Consider the following 16299-nt stretch of genomic DNA (forward strand, 5'->3'; position numbering starts at 1 on the left):
GCGCTGGATCCAGCGTAGGGTGGCGGCGGCGATCATGGCCAGGACGATCATGGCTACGGCGATGTATGCGGCGGTCTCGGTGACGTCGATGTGCGGGAACAGGGTGGTGGCCATGAGGATTCCCGACAGCAGCAGGAGCACTGCCACGATGACGCCCGCGACGATATTGAGCCACGTGCGATTCACCCACGGGCCCAGCACTTGTCGGTCGTTGCACAGCAGGAGCAGGAATACGCTCGCGCTGGGGAGCAGCAGACCGGCCAGGGCCTGTACGGCGGTGGTGATCAAACCCAGTGGCGCCCCGGGGATCAGCACGATCGCCGCGGCCAGTGCGACCATCGCGATGTAGGACAGGTAGAACTGTTTCGCGTCCGAGAAGCCGCGGTGCAGTGAGTGTTTGAGGCCGAAGACGTCGCCGAACGCGTAGCTGGTCGCCAGCGTTACCGCCGCCGCGCCGATGATCGAGGCGTCCAGCAGCACGATCGCGAAGAACGAGCCGAGTACGCCCTCCACGTGGCCGAGCAGGTGGGCTATGTTGCCCGCGTCGATGAACTTGCCGACGGTGCCGGTCGAGCGTGCGGCGTAGTCGGCGGTCATCAGGATCGCCGTCGCACCGATGACCACGACGAACGCGCCCAGGGTGGTGTCGGCGCGCTCATAGCTGATGAACCGCGGGGTGATGCGCTTGTCCACGATGTTGGACTGCTGGAAGAACAGCTGCCACGGTGCGACGGTCGTGCCCACGATCGCGATGATCAGCAGCACCGCATCGGAGCTGAACCCGCCCTGCACGCCGGGAACGACGAAATCCCTTGCCGCGTGCGCCCAGTGGGGATGCGACATGAGCACCAGCGGGACCTGCAGCACGCTGATCGCGATGAACACGAACATCGCGCGCTCCCAGCGGCGGAAGCTGCCGGACGCCATGATCACCACCAGCGCCACCGCCGCGACCGGCACCACGATGTATTTGGACACACCGATGTAGTCCGCGGCCAGGGAGATACCGATGAATTCGGTGACGATGGTCAGGAAGTTCAGGATGAACAGGTCGCCGACCGAGAACCAGCCCCAGCCGCGCCCGAACCGCTCGTTGATCAGCCGGGCGTGCCCGATGCCGGTGACCGCGCCCAGGCGCACCACCATCTCCTGGTTGACGATCAGCACCGGGATCAGCAGCAACAGCACCCACAGCAGGCTGTATCCGTAGTTCTGCCCGGCCTGCGCATAGGTGGCCACCCCGCCCGCGTCGTTGTCGCCGACCATCGCGATCAGCCCGGGCCCGACGATCGCAAGAAGCGTCAGCATCCGGGTACGCAGCGTGCGCGGGCGGTCGGTGTCGTTGACGCTGATCCGGCCGAGCGCGCCTTCGATATCGCCCAGATGCGCCGAATCCAGCACGGCCGAACGTCGTGCCTCCGAACGAGGTGAGGCGCTCGATGCGGGCGCGGTTGCCGCAGTGTGGGATCGACCGGTGTCGGTGGTCGACGAGTCGGGCGCAGGCGTCGAATCGGATGCACCCGAACCGGATCGGCCGGCGCCGGTGGCGCTCGAATCGGACGTGGATGCCGAACCGGTTGTACCCGAACCGGACGGGCCGGTCGATGCCGTGTTATTCGTCGCCGACCCAGGCACTGCTGCGGGATCTGCTGGCGTGGAACGTGTTCCGCCGGTCTCGGTCATCGTAACCCCGTTCCGTCGAACGCCGTGATGGGCGTCACGGATGTGTCTGCGGCCATGGTCGATACGCCGGAGGGTGAGCAGCTTGCGGCAGGAGTGTGGGCGGATTCTGCTGTGCGTGTGGTCGCCGCGAGTGGGATGAATGCCGCGATCGATGCCTTGGGCGCCGCGAATTCCAGCAGCGTGGACTGTGGGTCGCGGACCGTGTTCATCACGAACCTGTCCCGTCCAGCGCAGCCGAAGCCGGTTCCTCACGAATCGGGCGGGGCGCGGGCTCGCGGCGGCGCCAGTCTTCGGGGATGGTCGCTTCCAGTATGTCGTCGACCGTGACGACGCCCAGCACTCGGTCGGTGTCGTCGACCACAGGGATGGTGTACAGGTTGTAATCGGCCATCAGCAGCGCGACGTCGGGCAGGTCGGCGTCGGGCGTCACCCGGACGGGGTCGTCGTCCATGACGTCGCCGACGCGCGCGTCCGACTCGGCCTGTAGCAGCGCGATCACGGAGATCACCCCGACGAGGCGGTTCTCGTCGAGCACGTGCACCTTCAGCAGTGCCTCGGGCTGCAGTCCGCGTGACGTGCTGACCACCGAGAGTGCCTGCGCCACGGTCGCATCCGGCCCACAGGTGGCGAAGTCGACGTTCATCAGGCCGCCCGCGCTGTCGGGGTTGAAGCCCAGCAGCGTGATCACCTTGGTGCGCTGGCCGGCGGGCATGAGGTCCAGGACCCGGCGGCGGCGGGACTGACGCAGATCGGCGACCGCGTCCGCGGCGTCGTCGGCGCGCATGCGGCCCAGCAGGGCGGCGGCCTCGGCATCGGACATGTCGTTGAACAGCCGGCTGGCCTCCTCTGGATCCAGCTCCTCGAACACGTCGGCCTCGAGCTCCGGGTCATCGTGCACCTGGCCCAGGATCTCGCCGCGCTCGTTCTTGTTCGCCTCCTCGAGCAGGTCGGCGATCTCGGCGGGCTTGAGGCCGCGCAGCCGGACGCTGACACCGCGGGTGGTGAGCGATCCGCTGTGCCCGATCAGCGGCTCGAAGGCCTTCCAATCCCGTGCGGCGTGCCCGCTACCGGCCTTGATGAGCCCGAAAAGCCGGGCCGGACGGCGTGTGTCGAGGCGCGCGAGCACCCAGCCGGACTCGGTGTCGTCGAGTTCGACGTCGTAGGCGCGCACCAACTCGGCCGCGGCGACGTCGATCAGCCGGTGCCCGAGGATATCCTGGCGCAACAGCACCTCGCCCTGCCGCCGCTCGAAGCCGCGCAGGTCGACCTTGCTGTGCGACAACACGATCCGATCCGCCCCGAATTCATCGACGCGGTCGGCGGAGACGAACACCGCGCGCCCGCCCATCCCGACGACGACACCGGTCACCGGCGGATACGCATCGCCTCCGGGTAGCCGCACGATCAGATCGTCCACCCGGCCGATCGCCTCCCCACTGCTCGCCACGACCGGCGATTTGAGCAACTGCGACAGATGGACGGTCGTGCGTTGGACGGTCGATTCGCTCATGTGCGCTCCTGATCGGTATCCCGAAAGCCGGTGATCGCAGGCTTACCTTGCACCGCGATCGGCACTGGTCCAAGAATTATCGACCGACATTTGGTGACTGCACGGTAAACACCCGGGGTGTCTACGCGAGTTGCCCGACTTGTGCTGTGCACACCCGACCGTAACAGCAACTCGGCTGGTGAGCGGCCGGAAGCCGGACAGTCCCGGGACGCCGGTCGGGGCAGGGCCGCGTCCCGTGGATCACCCGCTGAACGACGGGTGATCCTCGTCAGTGCGTCGTCGATCTCGCCCCTGCGCCCCCGGGAGACGATCGACCCCGGCCAAAAGCGCGCCGGGGCGACGCAATTGGGGTTCGGTCCCAAGGTGACGCGATTCGGGTTGGGGCCCAGGGCGACGTGATCCGATTCAGTCCCACTTGTCCCGCACGTGCGCGAACTCCTCGGTCTCGCGATCCGCGGTGATCTCGTCATCATCGGCGTCATAGTCGAACAGCTCCGCATAACGACCCCAAGAGATGGCGATGTCCAGCTGGCGGCGCGCGTCGTCGGGGGAGAACCCGCGCCGCAGCAAATCCAGGAAGAAGCTCGCGCGCAGCTTGCCATCCGAACTTCCGGCCAGCCCCTTGCAGATGGTGCGCACCAGCGGAGCCCGGTGGCGCGCCTGTTCGGCGAAGATCTTCTTGGACTCCTGGATGTCGGCGGTGGTGAAGCGGGTGCCGATATCGGTCAGGGTGATATCGCCCGAATCCACGGTCAGGAACCCGAGCATCGCGGCGGCGTCCACCAGCGGCAGCAGGTCGTCGATCTCGAAGTTCAGGGTGTCGGCGATATCGGGCAGGTCCGCGCGGCCGCCGCCGGTGTAGACCAGCTCGATCAGACCGGCCATCCCGCCGACGGTGGCGTCGGGCAGCGGATGCGCGGTCGGGGTGGCCTTGGCCGGTTCGGGCTGGGCGGGGGTGGTGTCGCGGCCGGTGAGCAGGCCGTAGATCTCGTCGACCAGGGCCTCGAAACCGGGTGCGTGCCGGTCGCGGGGACGCGCGGAGGTGACCGGGATGTCGGCGATGATCCGGCCCGGATTCGCGCCCAGCACCACCACGCGGTCCGCGAGCAGCACGGCCTCCTCGATGTTGTGGGTGACGATGCATACGGCCTTGGTGGGGAAACCGTCTGTCTCCCACAGGTTCACGAGCTCGGTGCGCAGGTTCTCCGCGGTCAGCACGTCCAGCGCCGAGAACGGTTCGTCCATGAGCAGCAGGTCCGGCTCGAGCACCAGGGCGCGCGCGAAACCCACGCGCTGGCGCATGCCGCCGGACAGCTCCTTGGGGTAGGCGCTCTCGAACCCGTCCAGGCCGATCACGTCGATGGCCTCGAGCGCCCGCTTGGCCCGCTCGGCCGGCGCCACCCCGCGCGCGGCCAGGCCCAACTCGACATTGTCCTGCACGGTCAGCCACGGCATCAGTGCGAACGACTGGAATACCAGCGCCGCACCGGGATTCGCGCCCTCGAGCTGTTTGCCGCGATAGCGGACCGCGCCGGTGGTGGGCGCGATGAGCCCGGCGATGGTGCGCAGCAGCGTCGACTTGCCCGAACCCGAGCGACCCAGCAGCGCGACGAATTCCCCGGAGCGGATCGTCAGATCGATATTCTCCAGCACGTGCAGAGAGTCGCCGGCCGCGCCGGTGAAAGATTTTCCGACACCGTCGATCTGGAGTAGTACCTCGCCAGAGGTGGTGGTGGTCATGGAATTTCCTCTCACAACGAGTAGCGGCGCTCGGCAAGGGCGTACAGGCGACGCCAGAACAGACGATTGACGCCGACGACGTAGACGGCCATCACCACGACGCCGACCAAGATGCGCGGCCAGTCGCCCGCCCCGGTGGCTTGGGCGATGTAGGTGCCCAGGCCGTGTGCGCTGAGTGTGTGATTCTTGTAGGTGACCACCTCGGCGACGATGGAGGCGTTCCACGCGCCGCCCGCCGCGGTGATCGCGCCGGTCACGTAGCTGGGGAAGATCGCGGGCAGAATCAGCTTGCGCCACCACAGGTTTCGGGTCAGTCGCAGATTCGCCGCGGCCTCGCGCAGGTCGCCCGGCACCGCGCTGGCCCCGGCGATCACGTTGAACAGGATGTACCACTGCGCGCCCAGGGCCATCAGCAGGACGGCCGCCCAGTTCAGGCTCGAGCCCGTCGCCACCAACACGGCTGTGACCAGCGGGAACAGGAAGTTCGCGGGAAAGCTCGCCGCGACCTGCACGATGGGCTGGGCGAACCGCGATACGCGCGGGTTCAGCCCGATCCACACCCCGATCGGCACCCAGATGGCGCTGGCGATGATCAGCAGCACGATCACCCGCAGCAGGGTGAGCCCGCCGAGCCCGAACGCGTGCGCGACCTGACCGAATCCGCAGGTGCGGTGGATGTAATCGACGATCTCGTAGCAACCCCACACGATCACCGCCAGCATCACCGCGGAGAACACCACGTCCCCGGCGCGGCGCCGGCCCGGGACCACGCGCAGCGGGTACTCGGCCAGGCCGAACACCGACATCGCCCGGTCGACCGGATGCACGATCGGGCCGAAGACCCGGCCGAGCAGTTCGGGCACGTGCGAGCGGCGCAGCAGATCCAGGGTGATGCTGCGCGGGGCCTCGGCCGGTTCGGATTCCTCGAACCGGAACCGTTCGGCGAATGCCGTGAGCGGCCGCCAGAACAGCACGTTCACTGCGATGACCAGCACGATCATCACGCCGATCGCGATCAGCACCTTACCGGTCGCGCCCTGCTCGGTGGCCGCGGCGACGTACGAGCCGATGCCCGGCAGCACGTACTGATGGTTGTTGACGCTGATCGCCTCGGACGCGGTGAGGAAGAACCAGCCGCCGCCGAAGCTCATCATCGCGTTCCACACCAGCGGTACCATGCCGCCGGGCAGGTCCACCCGCCAGAACCGCTGCCAGCGCGACAGACGCAGGTTGCGCGAGGCCTCGTCCAGGTCACGCGGCTGGGAGACCAGAGAGTGGTAGAACGCGAAGGTCATGTTCCAGGCCTGCGAGGTGAAGATCGCGAAGATCGACGCGCACTCCAGGCCCAGCGTGGATCCGGGGAACAGGGCGATGAAGGCGGTCACCGTCACCGACAGGAAGCCCAGGATCGGCACCGACTGCAGGATGTCCAGGATCGGCAGCATCACCAGCCGCGCTCGCCGCAGCCGCGCGGCGGCGATCGAGTAGACGAACGTGAACAGCGTCGAGATGATCAGCGCGATGAACATGCGCAGCAGCGAGCGCGCGGCGTAGTAGGGCAGGTTCGACGGGTCGGTGTTCACCGGGGCGCCCTGGGCGTTCTTGTCGAACGGCAGGTTCAGGCCCTGGGAGATGTGCAGAACGATCCAGATCAGCACCGCCGCGCCGGCGAACACCGCGACGTCGGCCAGGCGGGAGCGTGGTCGCTCCAGGGCGCCACGGGACGGGAAGGCACGTGCGGTGCTCACTGAAACTCCTGGGTCGAGCGGTCGCTGCGATGGTGCTGAAGGGGCCGAGGATGGTCGGCGACCGGGGAATCCGCGGAGCTCATCGGTCCTCCTCCACTTCGGCGTTCTGCTCGATGCTCCACCCCACGCTGGTTACCGACGGTTCGAGGCTCAAGCGGCTCACGGCCGATTCCATTTGCCGGTCGTCGCGTTCCTCACCGATCAACTCGGCGCGGACCTCGACCTGTGCGGGCACGCCGGTATTTCGGCTGGAGATGGACACCAACCGGAAATCGGTGCGAGTCAGGGCCTGCACCAGCAGGGCACGCACATGCGCCTCGTTCGGGTCGTCGGTGACCGCGGCGAACAGATACCGGGTGACCTGCTCGGTCCCGGCCGCCGGGTGCCGGTCGATCGTGCGGCCCAGATACCGCATGGCCGTGTTCACCACGACCACCACGACCGTGCCGGCCAGCGCGGTGCCGTACATTCCCGAACCGCACAGCGCGCCCACCGCGGCCGAGCACCAGAGCGTGGCCGCGGTGTTCAGCCCCCGCACGCTGAGGCCCTCGCGCATGATGACGCCCGCGCCCAGGAAGCCGATACCCGAAACGATCTGTGCCGCAACACGTGTCGGATCGGCGGAGGCGCCGTGGAAACCATGGGCGGACAGCAGCACGAACAATGTGGCCCCCGCGGCCACCAGTGCGTTGGTGCGCAGACCCGCCATGCGGGCGCGATACTGCCGCTCCACGCCGATCACCGCACCGAGGCCTACACCAGCCCCGAGGCGCAGCAGCATCTCCACCGTCGTCATGACGAACTCCCAGATCTCGCGATGCGCGCACTCCCGTGCCGCAGGCTACCGGGTGGTCAGTCGTGCGGCGGGCATTGGAAGTGGTCGCAGGGTGAATAGTTGGCTAATGAGTCCGTACTGTCTCCATCGGGCATGAGACCACCTCCTTCGGTCGCAGTCGCGCGCATCGGCGGATCGCCCGCCGAGCCTCGGTCATGGTAGCCGAAGCTCAGCCCCGGTACATGGTTCGGTAAGCGGTGATCGTCTCGACCACGTGATCGACCAGCTGGGCGCGGCTCGCGCGCAGGGTTCCGTTGAGCCAGGCGGCGAGCATTCCCGCATTTCCGGCGGCCATAGTGAGCGCGGCCACACGTCGTTTCACGGGGTCCTGAATGTGAGTGAACAGATGATCCTGGATCAGCCGGGTGAAGGAGGGCATGACCGCGATCGAGGTTTGCCCGAGGCCGGTGGAGGAGTAGGGCTCGACCAGGAACAGCCGGGATTTGCGCGGATCGTTCAGCACCGCGTCGATGAGGGCCTCGGCCAGCGCACGGATCCGGTCCGGATCGTCGGCGTCGGCGAACGCTGTCATCGGGTCCAGGAACTCCGCGGCTACCTGCCGGTACAGGGCGTCCAGCAACGCGTCCCGGTCACTGAAGCTCTCGTAGAAGTAGCGGTCGGTCAGCCCGGCCTTGCGGCACACCGCGCGCATCGTCACCGCACCGGCCCCGGCCTCCCCGATCAGATCCAGCGCCGCCTCGAGCAGCGCGACGCGGCGAGCCTCACGCCGCGCGCTGAGGGTGGTACCGCCCCAAAGGCGGGCTTCGGCCGGGTCCTGCTCGGTGTGCACCACGACCAGGGTACTGAGCCCGCGCCGGCGGCGTCGGATGCTATCCCAGGAGTTCGTCCACGTAGCACCAGCGCCATTTCTCGCCGGGCTCCACGCTGCGCATGACCGGATGGCCGGTCCGGTCGTAGTGGCGGCTGGCGTGTGTACCCACGGAGGAGTCGCAGCAGGCGACGTTGCCACAGGTCAGGCACATGCGCAGGTGGACCCAGAACAGGCCCTCGGCGAGGCATTCGGCGCAGACCTCGGGCAGTTCGGTCAGGCGCACGTGCGGCGCCTTGCGCAGATGGTCGCACGCGCTGGTGACCGGGCCGCGCAGCGGATCGCCGGAGGTGTCCTCGGCTTCGGAGACCCGGTCGATGGTGGATTCCTCGATATCCAGTGTGGCCATGACCTGTTCGAGCACCTCGTGGTCCAGGGCGCCCGAATCGCGCACGCGCAGCACGGTTTCGCGTTCGGCGGCGAGCATGGCCAGGCGCAGGCGGCGATACTCGCCGCTGGGGGTGATGCGCACCGACTCGTCGCGGCCGAGCTGTTCCCATGCGGTGTTGGCCCGGCGGGCGACCCGATCACGCAGCGCGGTAACGATTTCCGGTGGAGTCTCCGGCACGACGTGCTCCTCCAGCGCGGCCAGGCCCGCGGTCGTGGCCTGCTGCAGCAGATTCGCCTGATTGAGCGCGTCCTCGGCGGCGCTGGGGCCGCGCAGCCGCAGCACGCGCACCAGCCATGGCAGCGAAAACCCCTGTACCAGTAGTGTTCCGCCGACGATTACCAGGGCCAGCAGCTTGAGCGTCGCCAATTGCGGTGTGCTCGAGGGCAACAGCAGCGCGCCGGCCAGGGTGACCACGCCACGCATTCCGGCCCAGGACACGATCGTCGGGGCGGTCCAGGCGGGCTTGGGTTTACCGCGCGGGCGGGACTCGATCCACCACGCGAAATAGGTCGACGGGTAGACCCAGATCGGGCGTACCACGATGACGGTGGCCAGTACCGCGACACAGGTGAGCAGCAGGGTGGTGTGGTCCAGGCCGCCGGACCACGCCTGCTCCAGGATGTGCCGCACCTGCAGCCCCATGAGCAGGAATACCGCGTTCTCGAGGATGAACTGGATGGTGCGCCAATTGGTGCGCTCGGCGACGCGCGAGGCCGCGGTCTGCCACTTCGGCGCGCCCTGTCCCAGGATGAGCCCGCACACGACCGTCGCGATGACACCGGAGGCGTGCGCGGCCTCGGCGGGCAGGTACGCCACGAACGGGGCCAGCAGCGACAGACTGGTGTCGAAGACAGGATCGGTGATGCGGCGGCGGACCAGCGCCAGCAGCGCCGCGGCGACGATGCCGATCGCCGCGCCGCCGACGGTCGCGAGCAGGAAGCTGCCCCCGGCCTGCCACACGCTGAACGCGCCGGTCATCGCGGCCAGCGCGGTGCGCAGCGCCACCAGCGCGGTCGCGTCGTTGAACAGCGCCTCACCCTCGAGCAGCGTCACGATCCGCCGCGGAATGCCGACCCGGCGCGCGATCGATGTCGCGGCCACCGAATCCGGCGGCGCCACGATCGCCCCGATCGCGACCGCCGCCGCGAACGGCACGTGCAGCAGCGCGTGCACCACCCCGGCGACGGCGAACGCGGTGAACAGCACCAGCCCGACCGACAGCAGCGTGATCGAGAGCTTCTTGGGCCTGAACTCCACCAGCGAGGCGCTGATCGAGGCGGTGTAGACCAGCGGCGGCAGCAATCCCAGCAGCACGATCTCCGGGTTGATGTCGACCTCCGGCACGAACGGCACGTAGGAGGCGGCGATACCGACCACGGTCAGCACCAGCGGCTCGGCCATGCCCACCCGCCGCGCCAATGCGGCCATCGCGACCGCGACGGCGACCAGCGCCACCAACCCGAATGCTATTTGCACACCCGTATCGTGCCAGCCCGGCGTGTCGCGGGTGCGCGGGGTTCGCGCGTGGCGATCGGCCCGGTCCCCTGCGCATCGGCGCGTTCGCCGCGCTCGCCGGCCCGAATTGCGGTATACCCGTACTCCGTCAGGCGAAGGAGACCCGAATTGTCCGTGCCGGTGCGACGTCTCGAGGTGTCCCGCGTCATCGACGCACCCGCCGCCGTGATCTTCTCGTTTCTGAACACACCGGCCAACCACGTCGCGCTGGATGCCAGCGGCATGGTGCGTGAGGCCGCCGGCCCCGGTGCGCTCACCGGCGTCGGCGCGGTGTTCGTGATGACCATGCACCGTGCGCCCGTCGGCGACTACCGGGTCGAGAACCACGTCGTCGTCCACGAGCCGGCCCGCGCGATCGGCTGGGCGCCCGCCAGCCCGGGCCGCACGCCGGCCGGGCACACCTGGACCTGGACCATGACCCCGATCACCCGGGATCGCACCCTGGTCGCCGAGATCTACGACTGGTCGAAATTCGGCAACCACGACCTGATCGATCGCCTCCCGCTGATCAACCGCAACCAGATGCGGGAATCGCTCGACCGGCTGGCCGAGGCCGTCACGGCCCTTCGTTCCGATGCGCCACCGGACGAGGCCCGCTGATCGCTCGACCTCCGCGGGGTCGGTCGGGAGCCGCACATGTGCCGGTGGCGTGCGTGTGCTGTGGGGGTGTGGGTCGTGTCGCCTGCGCGGGGTGAAATCGGGTTCCCGCATACTTGTTGGCGTGAGGGAGCCTGCGAGCGAACCAGGGATACACCGCGCGTCGTGCACGACGGAGCCGAGCGTCAGCGAGGCGAGGGCATGAACGAGTGTGCGAGCGAGCCCTGGATTCGGGCGTGTGTGGCCGGGGGCCGGTGGGGGATGATCGCGCGTGGACTCGGCGGCACGCGGCGAGCGCATGCGGGTGAGGTGGTTGTGTGAGTGCTCCGCGGGAAAGTTTGTCCTCCGGGCCGATCGTGACGGTGTCGGGGCCGATCGGGCGGCCCAATGCGCGGCGGACCGAGTTGGTTCTGGTCGTCCTGGCGGTGGCGCTCGTGGCCATCGCGGGGGCGGTGATGGCCACGGCGACCGGTGGGGGCGCGCAGTCGCTGTGGGGGTCGCTGACGGTGTTCGCGGTGCTGGCGCTGCTGGCGCATCTGGCGGTGCGGATGTTCGCGGCCAAGGCCGATCCGGTGATCCTGCCGTGCGTCGTGCTGCTCAACGGGATCGGGCTGGTGCTGATCAACCGGTTGGACCGGGCCGAGGCGACGGAGGCGGCCTCGGAGGGGCAACCGGCGCCGTCCTCGGATTCGGCGCACCAGATGATCTGGACCGCGGTCGCGATCGCGCTGTTCGCGGTGGTGCTGGCGGTCGTGCGCAACCACTCCCAGCCCGCCAAATACGCGTACACGTGCGGACTGGCCGGTGTCGTGGCGCTGCTCGTGCCCGCGGTGCTGCCCTCGCGGTTCAGCGAGGTCAACGGCGGTAAGAGCTGGATCATGTTCCACGGCTTCTCGATTCAGCCCGGTGAGTTCGCCAAGGTGCTGCTGCTGATCTTCACCGCCGGATTCCTGGTCACCAACCGGGACCTGTTCGGCGCCGCTGGCCGCAAGGTGCTCTGGTTCACCGTGCCGCGGCTGCGAGATCTGGGGCCACTGCTGCTGGTGACGTTCGTGTCGGTGATCGTGCTGGTGTACGAGAAGAACCTCGGGTTCTCGCTGCTGGTGTTCGGCACGGTGCTGGCGATGGTGTACATCGCCACCCGGCGCGCGTCCTGGCTGCTGATCGGGATCGTCATGTTCGCCATCGGCGCGATCATCGCGTACAACCTGTTCGCACACGTGCGGGTGCGGGTGCAGGTATGGGAGGACCCGTTCGCCAGCTACTACACCAACGGATACCAGATCGCGCAGGGCCTGTTCGGGCTGGGCACGGGCGGACTGTGGGGTGCGGGGCTGGGCGGCGGTCGCCCGCAGGTGGTGCCGTTCGCCAAGACCGACTTCATCGTCGCCACGATCGGCGAGGAACTCGGCCTGTTCGGGCTGACCGCGATCATCGTGCTGTTCACGATCATCACGCTGCGCGGATTCTCCGCCGCGATGACCACCCGCGACTCGTTCGGCAAACTGCTCGGCGGCGGCCTGGCGTTCTCGCTGGGCTGGCAGTTGTTCGTGGTGGTCGGCGGCGTGACCAAACTGATCCCGCTGACCGGTCTGACCACCCCGTTCATGTCCTACGGCGGATCCTCGCTGCTGGCCAACTACATCATCATCGCGCTGATGATCCGCATCTCCCACGACGCCCGCTCGGTGCCCGCGGCAGCGCCACCGGCGCCCGTCGCCCCCATCGCCGAGGCGATGACCGAACATATCGCCAAGCGCTCCCTGGGCGGTGGGGCCGGCGCGGGGCCGGACTCGCCGGGATGACGTGTGCGTTCGCCGGCGCCGACCCGGTCGAGGTCCGTCAGGTGGCCGCCCTGCTGCCGCCCGCCCTGCGCGGCATCACCTCCGAACGCACCCTGGGCGCCTACGGCAATCTCGACGACTGAATGGGCTGATCGGCGCCATCGGCGCCTATCTGGGCCACTGAGCCGTCCGTGAGGCCTGCCGCCGATCAGAGGCGGGGAGCGGATTCCAGGGGTCTGCCCGTGTCACGCCAGGCGGTGATGCCGCCGTCGAGCGTGGTGGCGTCGTATCCGGCGCGGCGGGCCAAGGCGGCGAAGCGGCGGGACAGTTCGCCCACCGGGCAGACGAAGACCAGGGGATGGGTGCGGGAGAAGGGGATGCCCTGGGCGAACATGTCGTCCAGTTGGTCGTCGCGGATGTTCAGGGCGCCCGGGACGTGGCCGATCCGGTACGCCATGGCGCCCCGGGTGTCGACGATCACCGGATGTGCTGTGGTGATGAGGGTTTCGAGGTCGTCGGGGGAAAGCGCCGGTACGGTGGACAGTTCGCGCTCGTCGGGGGGCGCCGGGCGGGAGGCGTTGCGGCCGAACAGGTCCGGGCGGCGTTTGCGGATATACGACAGGTACGGCTCGATGCGGTCGCAGACGATCATCACCGCGGTCGCCGGCTGGTCGGTGGCGATGCTCGAATAGTCCAGGGCGCCCAGGAATTCCAGAGCGGCGGAGTAGGTCGCGCCGCTGGTCGGTCCGGCCAGCACGCCGTAGCCGGTGGCCAGCTCCAGGGTCGCGTCGACCGCTGCCGCGGCGGTCACGGTCATGATGCGGTCGTAGAAATCGGGCTGGAACAGGCCCACGTCCCACATCTCGGTTTCCGAGCGGATGCCGGGGATGAAATCGCTGCGCTCGGACACCACCGCGATGGTCCGCAGCTCCGGATTGTGTTTGCGCAGGAAGCTCGCCGCGCCCCGGGTGGATCCGGTGGTGCCCAGGCCGCCGATCAGATAGTCGATGCGCGCGCCGTCCAGGTCCTCGTGGATCTCGCGGCCGGTGCCGTGGTAGTGCGCCTCGATATTCTTCTCGTTGGTGTACTGCGAGGGATGGTGGTACGCGCCAGGGTTTTTCGCCATCGTGGACTCGATCACCGAATACACGTCGTTGGGGGTGGTGGGGTCCGGGCATTCCGAGAGCCCGGGCAGCTCCTCGATCTCGGCGCCGAACAGCTGGAGCAGCTCGCGGACCTCGGTCACCTTGATGCGGTTGGTGACCGCGCGCAGCCCGACCCCGCGCATCGCGCCCAGGATGCGCAGCGCCTTGGCGGTATTGCCGCTCGAGGCCTCGATCAGGGTCTGGCCGGCCGCGACGATATCGTCGAACTCGTCGCGGATCATGCCCCAGGCCACCCGGTCCTTGACCGAGCCGAACGGGTTGCAGGACTCCAGTTTCGCGTACAACTCGACATTGGCCAGCCCGTGCACCGCGGGGTCCAGCCGCAGCAGCGGGGTATTGCCGATCAGGTCGGTGATGTGGTCGTAGCGCATCAGGCGATCCCCTCCGTAGGCGGCGCGTCCGTGAGGTGGTGTCGGTCCGGGTGGTGCGATGGTTCGTAATCGACGTCGCGGCAGATCTGGAACGCGCCCGAGCGATGCGCGACGGCGAGTTTGGGCGGCAGCGGATGCATCGAGGCCGCCGCGGCCGACAGGTCCATGTGGTAAGCGCCGGTATTGGGGAACACCACCAGATCTCCGGGCCGCGGGCACCGCGCCAGCCACACCTTGTGGTTGGTGATCAGATCCCGCTCGAGGCACAGCCGCCCGGCGAAATACACGCCGACGGGCCCGGCGTCGGCGGGATCGGCGCCCGGGCGCAGGGCCGGGAGGGTGTCGCCGGGGTGGTACCGATTGCCGGACGCCGGTGCGGTGTAGACGGGTTGGGCCGCCTCGAGATGCGCGACGCTGGACAGGACGATCGGGTCCACCATCACCTCCTGGTCGGCCGGGGTGACGGTATCGCGCGAGAGGTCCAGGTTGACCAGCACGCTGCCGTCGGCGGCCCGTTTGACGAATTCGACCCGGGCCACGGTGATTCCGGCGTGATCCACCAGCGCCTTACCCGGTTCGAGCCAGATCTCCAGCATGTTCTCCGCCACGACCTGCGCGAGAGTGCGTCCGCCGTGCGCCTCCAGCGGCGCGGTGAGCAGCTCGCCGAGCATGCGGGTGGCAGGCACGGTGTTGGCGTACTTGTGGAAGATCGGGGTGCCGTGCACGCCGGTATCGTCCAGATGGAAGCCGAAGGTGTTGCCGCCCCAGGTCATCGGCTCACCCCGGCCCAGTAGCGCCTCCCGCAACGCGGCGACATACCCGTCGAACCGGTCGGCGTCGGCGGTGAACACCTGCCGGAATCCGCCGCCGATATCCAGCACCGACGGCGCGAGCCCATACTCGTAGGCCCGCTCGATCAGCTCCAGACACTCCTGGACCGCCCGCAGCCGCTCACCGGGCTCACCGGAGTCGATGTGAAAGGCCATGCCGCGCAGCGTGACCCGGCCACGATGCGCCGACAGCACCCGCAGCGCCTCCTGCGCCTCGCCCAGCGCGATCCCGAACCGGCTCACCGCGCTCCCCGGAAACCCCGAGATCCGCAGCAGCACCGGCACATTCGCGCGCTCACCAGCCAGCTCCGCGATCCGTCGCAACTCCCACACATTGTCCACATTGACCGTGACCCCCGCGTCCACCAGATCGCGCAGGAACCCCTCACCCTTGGGACCGGTCACCTCGATACGCATCGGCCCGAATCCGGCGTCCACCGCCGCGGTCAACTCCTGCGCCGAGGCCACGTCCACCGAGATCCCGGCATACTCCGCGGTACGCAGCAGCGCCCGGGACCGATTCACCTTGTGCGCGTAGCAGATTCGATACCGAGACAGATTCCGTTCCAGCACCGCCCGCACCCGGCTCAAATTCTCCGCATAGACCTGCGGGAACAGCAGATGCGCGGGCGACCCGAACCGAACGAGCGCCTCCTCGGCGGCGCCGGGCGTATCGAGAAACGCCCGGACGAGGGGATGAATCTTCGCCGGAAGGGTCGGCGCCGATGCGGCCGCGGGGCGTTGGGAGCCGGCGGAGTTCGCAGCCGGACCGGGGCCGTACGACGGACGTTCGGGAATTTCCGAGTGGGCCTGGGCCGAGCGTCCGGAGACGAAAGGACGACTGGCGGCAGTGGACTGGGAGAAACCAGGACGCGACGCTCGGTGAACGTCGGCGGTGCGGCGCGTCACGCCGGAGTACGCGGGGCTGTCGGCGGTCCGGTCCGAGCGGTCGGCGCTCATCGTGTTGTCCCGGGTAGTGACAGGGGCGTGAGCTCCAGAGGAGGAGCCGATATGCGCTGCGGGGTGACTGTCGCCAGTGCCGGAGTGGCCCGCGTCGTTGCTGGCATCGGCCGCGTGGGCGGTAGCGGCGATCAGGTCGGTGTCTGCCGAGTGGTCTGTGGCGCCGTCTGGCGCCGGGGTGGGGTCGTGAGCGCCGGGGATGAATTCGGTAGGCGCTGCGGGGCGAGTGTCGGCGCTGCTGGGTGTTGCGCCAAAGGGGCCGGGGTTGTTGCTGGCGTCGGTGGGGCTACGAGTGTTATCGGCGGCTTGGTCCGGTTTGTTGGAGTCGGAGTTGGCGGGG

General features: G+C 68.6%; 13 protein-coding genes. 4 read left to right on the plus strand and 9 right to left on the minus strand.

All coding sequences use genetic code 11. The annotated features are described in order from the left end of the window. The coding region (locus tag JZ791_RS39580; protein WP_216902377.1) for an Nramp family divalent metal transporter at positions 1–1401 on the minus strand (1401 nt) is incomplete at its 3' end. 73 nt (positions 1402–1474) lie between these two features. On the opposite strand from JZ791_RS39580, the gene JZ791_RS39585 reads away from it, so the two are divergent. After that, the gene (locus JZ791_RS39585; RefSeq protein ID WP_216902379.1) at positions 1475–1711 is read left to right on the plus strand and encodes a hypothetical protein; all 237 of its coding nucleotides are present in this window, start codon (positions 1475–1477) and stop codon (positions 1709–1711) included. Between the two features lie 180 nt (positions 1712–1891). Here the strand turns inward: JZ791_RS39585 and JZ791_RS39590 are convergent, their stop codons facing one another. From JZ791_RS39590 to JZ791_RS39615, 6 genes are all read right to left on the minus strand, one after another. Next, positions 1892–3193, minus strand: coding sequence for a magnesium transporter MgtE N-terminal domain-containing protein (locus JZ791_RS39590; RefSeq protein ID WP_216902381.1), 1302 nt, complete (start codon positions 3191–3193; stop codon positions 1892–1894). Positions 3194–3598: 405 nt separating this feature from the next. Next, positions 3599–4933, minus strand: coding sequence for an ABC transporter ATP-binding protein (locus JZ791_RS39595; RefSeq protein ID WP_216902384.1), 1335 nt, complete (start codon positions 4931–4933; stop codon positions 3599–3601). A gap of 11 nt (positions 4934–4944) precedes the next feature. Then, a complete protein-coding gene (locus JZ791_RS39600) occupies positions 4945–6681 on the minus strand; it encodes an ABC transporter permease (protein ID WP_216902386.1) in 1737 nt (578 codons plus the stop codon). Positions 6682–6760: 79 nt separating this feature from the next. Beyond that, complete coding sequence (locus tag JZ791_RS39605) at positions 6761–7477, minus strand: MgtC/SapB family protein (protein WP_216902388.1); 717 nt, start codon at positions 7475–7477, stop codon at positions 6761–6763. Between the two features lie 208 nt (positions 7478–7685). After that, positions 7686–8306 carry a TetR/AcrR family transcriptional regulator gene (locus JZ791_RS39610; RefSeq protein WP_216902390.1) on the minus strand — a complete coding sequence of 207 codons (621 nt, stop codon included), beginning with the start codon at positions 8304–8306 and terminating at the stop codon, positions 7686–7688. A 40-nt stretch (positions 8307–8346) separates the two neighbouring features. Continuing rightward, positions 8347–10212, minus strand: coding sequence for a Na+/H+ antiporter (locus JZ791_RS39615; RefSeq protein ID WP_216902392.1), 1866 nt, complete (start codon positions 10210–10212; stop codon positions 8347–8349). A gap of 147 nt (positions 10213–10359) precedes the next feature. On the opposite strand from JZ791_RS39615, the gene JZ791_RS39620 reads away from it, so the two are divergent. From JZ791_RS39620 to JZ791_RS39630, 3 genes are all read left to right on the plus strand, one after another. Further along, positions 10360–10851, plus strand: a complete 492-nt coding sequence (locus JZ791_RS39620; RefSeq protein WP_216902394.1) for an SRPBCC family protein — start codon at positions 10360–10362, stop codon at positions 10849–10851. A gap of 314 nt (positions 10852–11165) precedes the next feature. Then, on the plus strand, positions 11166–12653 hold the full coding sequence (locus tag JZ791_RS39625; protein WP_216902396.1) for an FtsW/RodA/SpoVE family cell cycle protein: 1488 nt from the start codon (positions 11166–11168) through the stop codon (positions 12651–12653). Beyond that, entirely contained in the window at positions 12650–12775 is a 126-nt protein-coding gene (locus JZ791_RS39630) for a hypothetical protein (protein WP_308163393.1), read from the plus strand. Before JZ791_RS39625 ends, JZ791_RS39630 begins: the two co-directional genes overlap by 4 nt. Positions 12776–12840: 65 nt before the next feature. Here JZ791_RS39630 and JZ791_RS39635 read toward each other — a convergent pair whose 3' ends face one another. Further along, positions 12841–14169, minus strand: coding sequence for a pyridoxal-phosphate dependent enzyme (locus tag JZ791_RS39635; protein ID WP_216902398.1), 1329 nt, complete (start codon positions 14167–14169; stop codon positions 12841–12843). Further along, positions 14169–16299 (minus strand): hypothetical protein (locus JZ791_RS39640; protein ID WP_254207157.1); only part of this gene is annotated, 2131 nt, incomplete at its 5' end. The genes JZ791_RS39640 and JZ791_RS39635, both read right to left, overlap by 1 nt.

Source organism: Nocardia alni (genome assembly GCF_019038435.1).
Classification (GTDB): Bacteria; Actinomycetota; Actinomycetes; order Mycobacteriales; family Mycobacteriaceae; genus Nocardia; species Nocardia alni.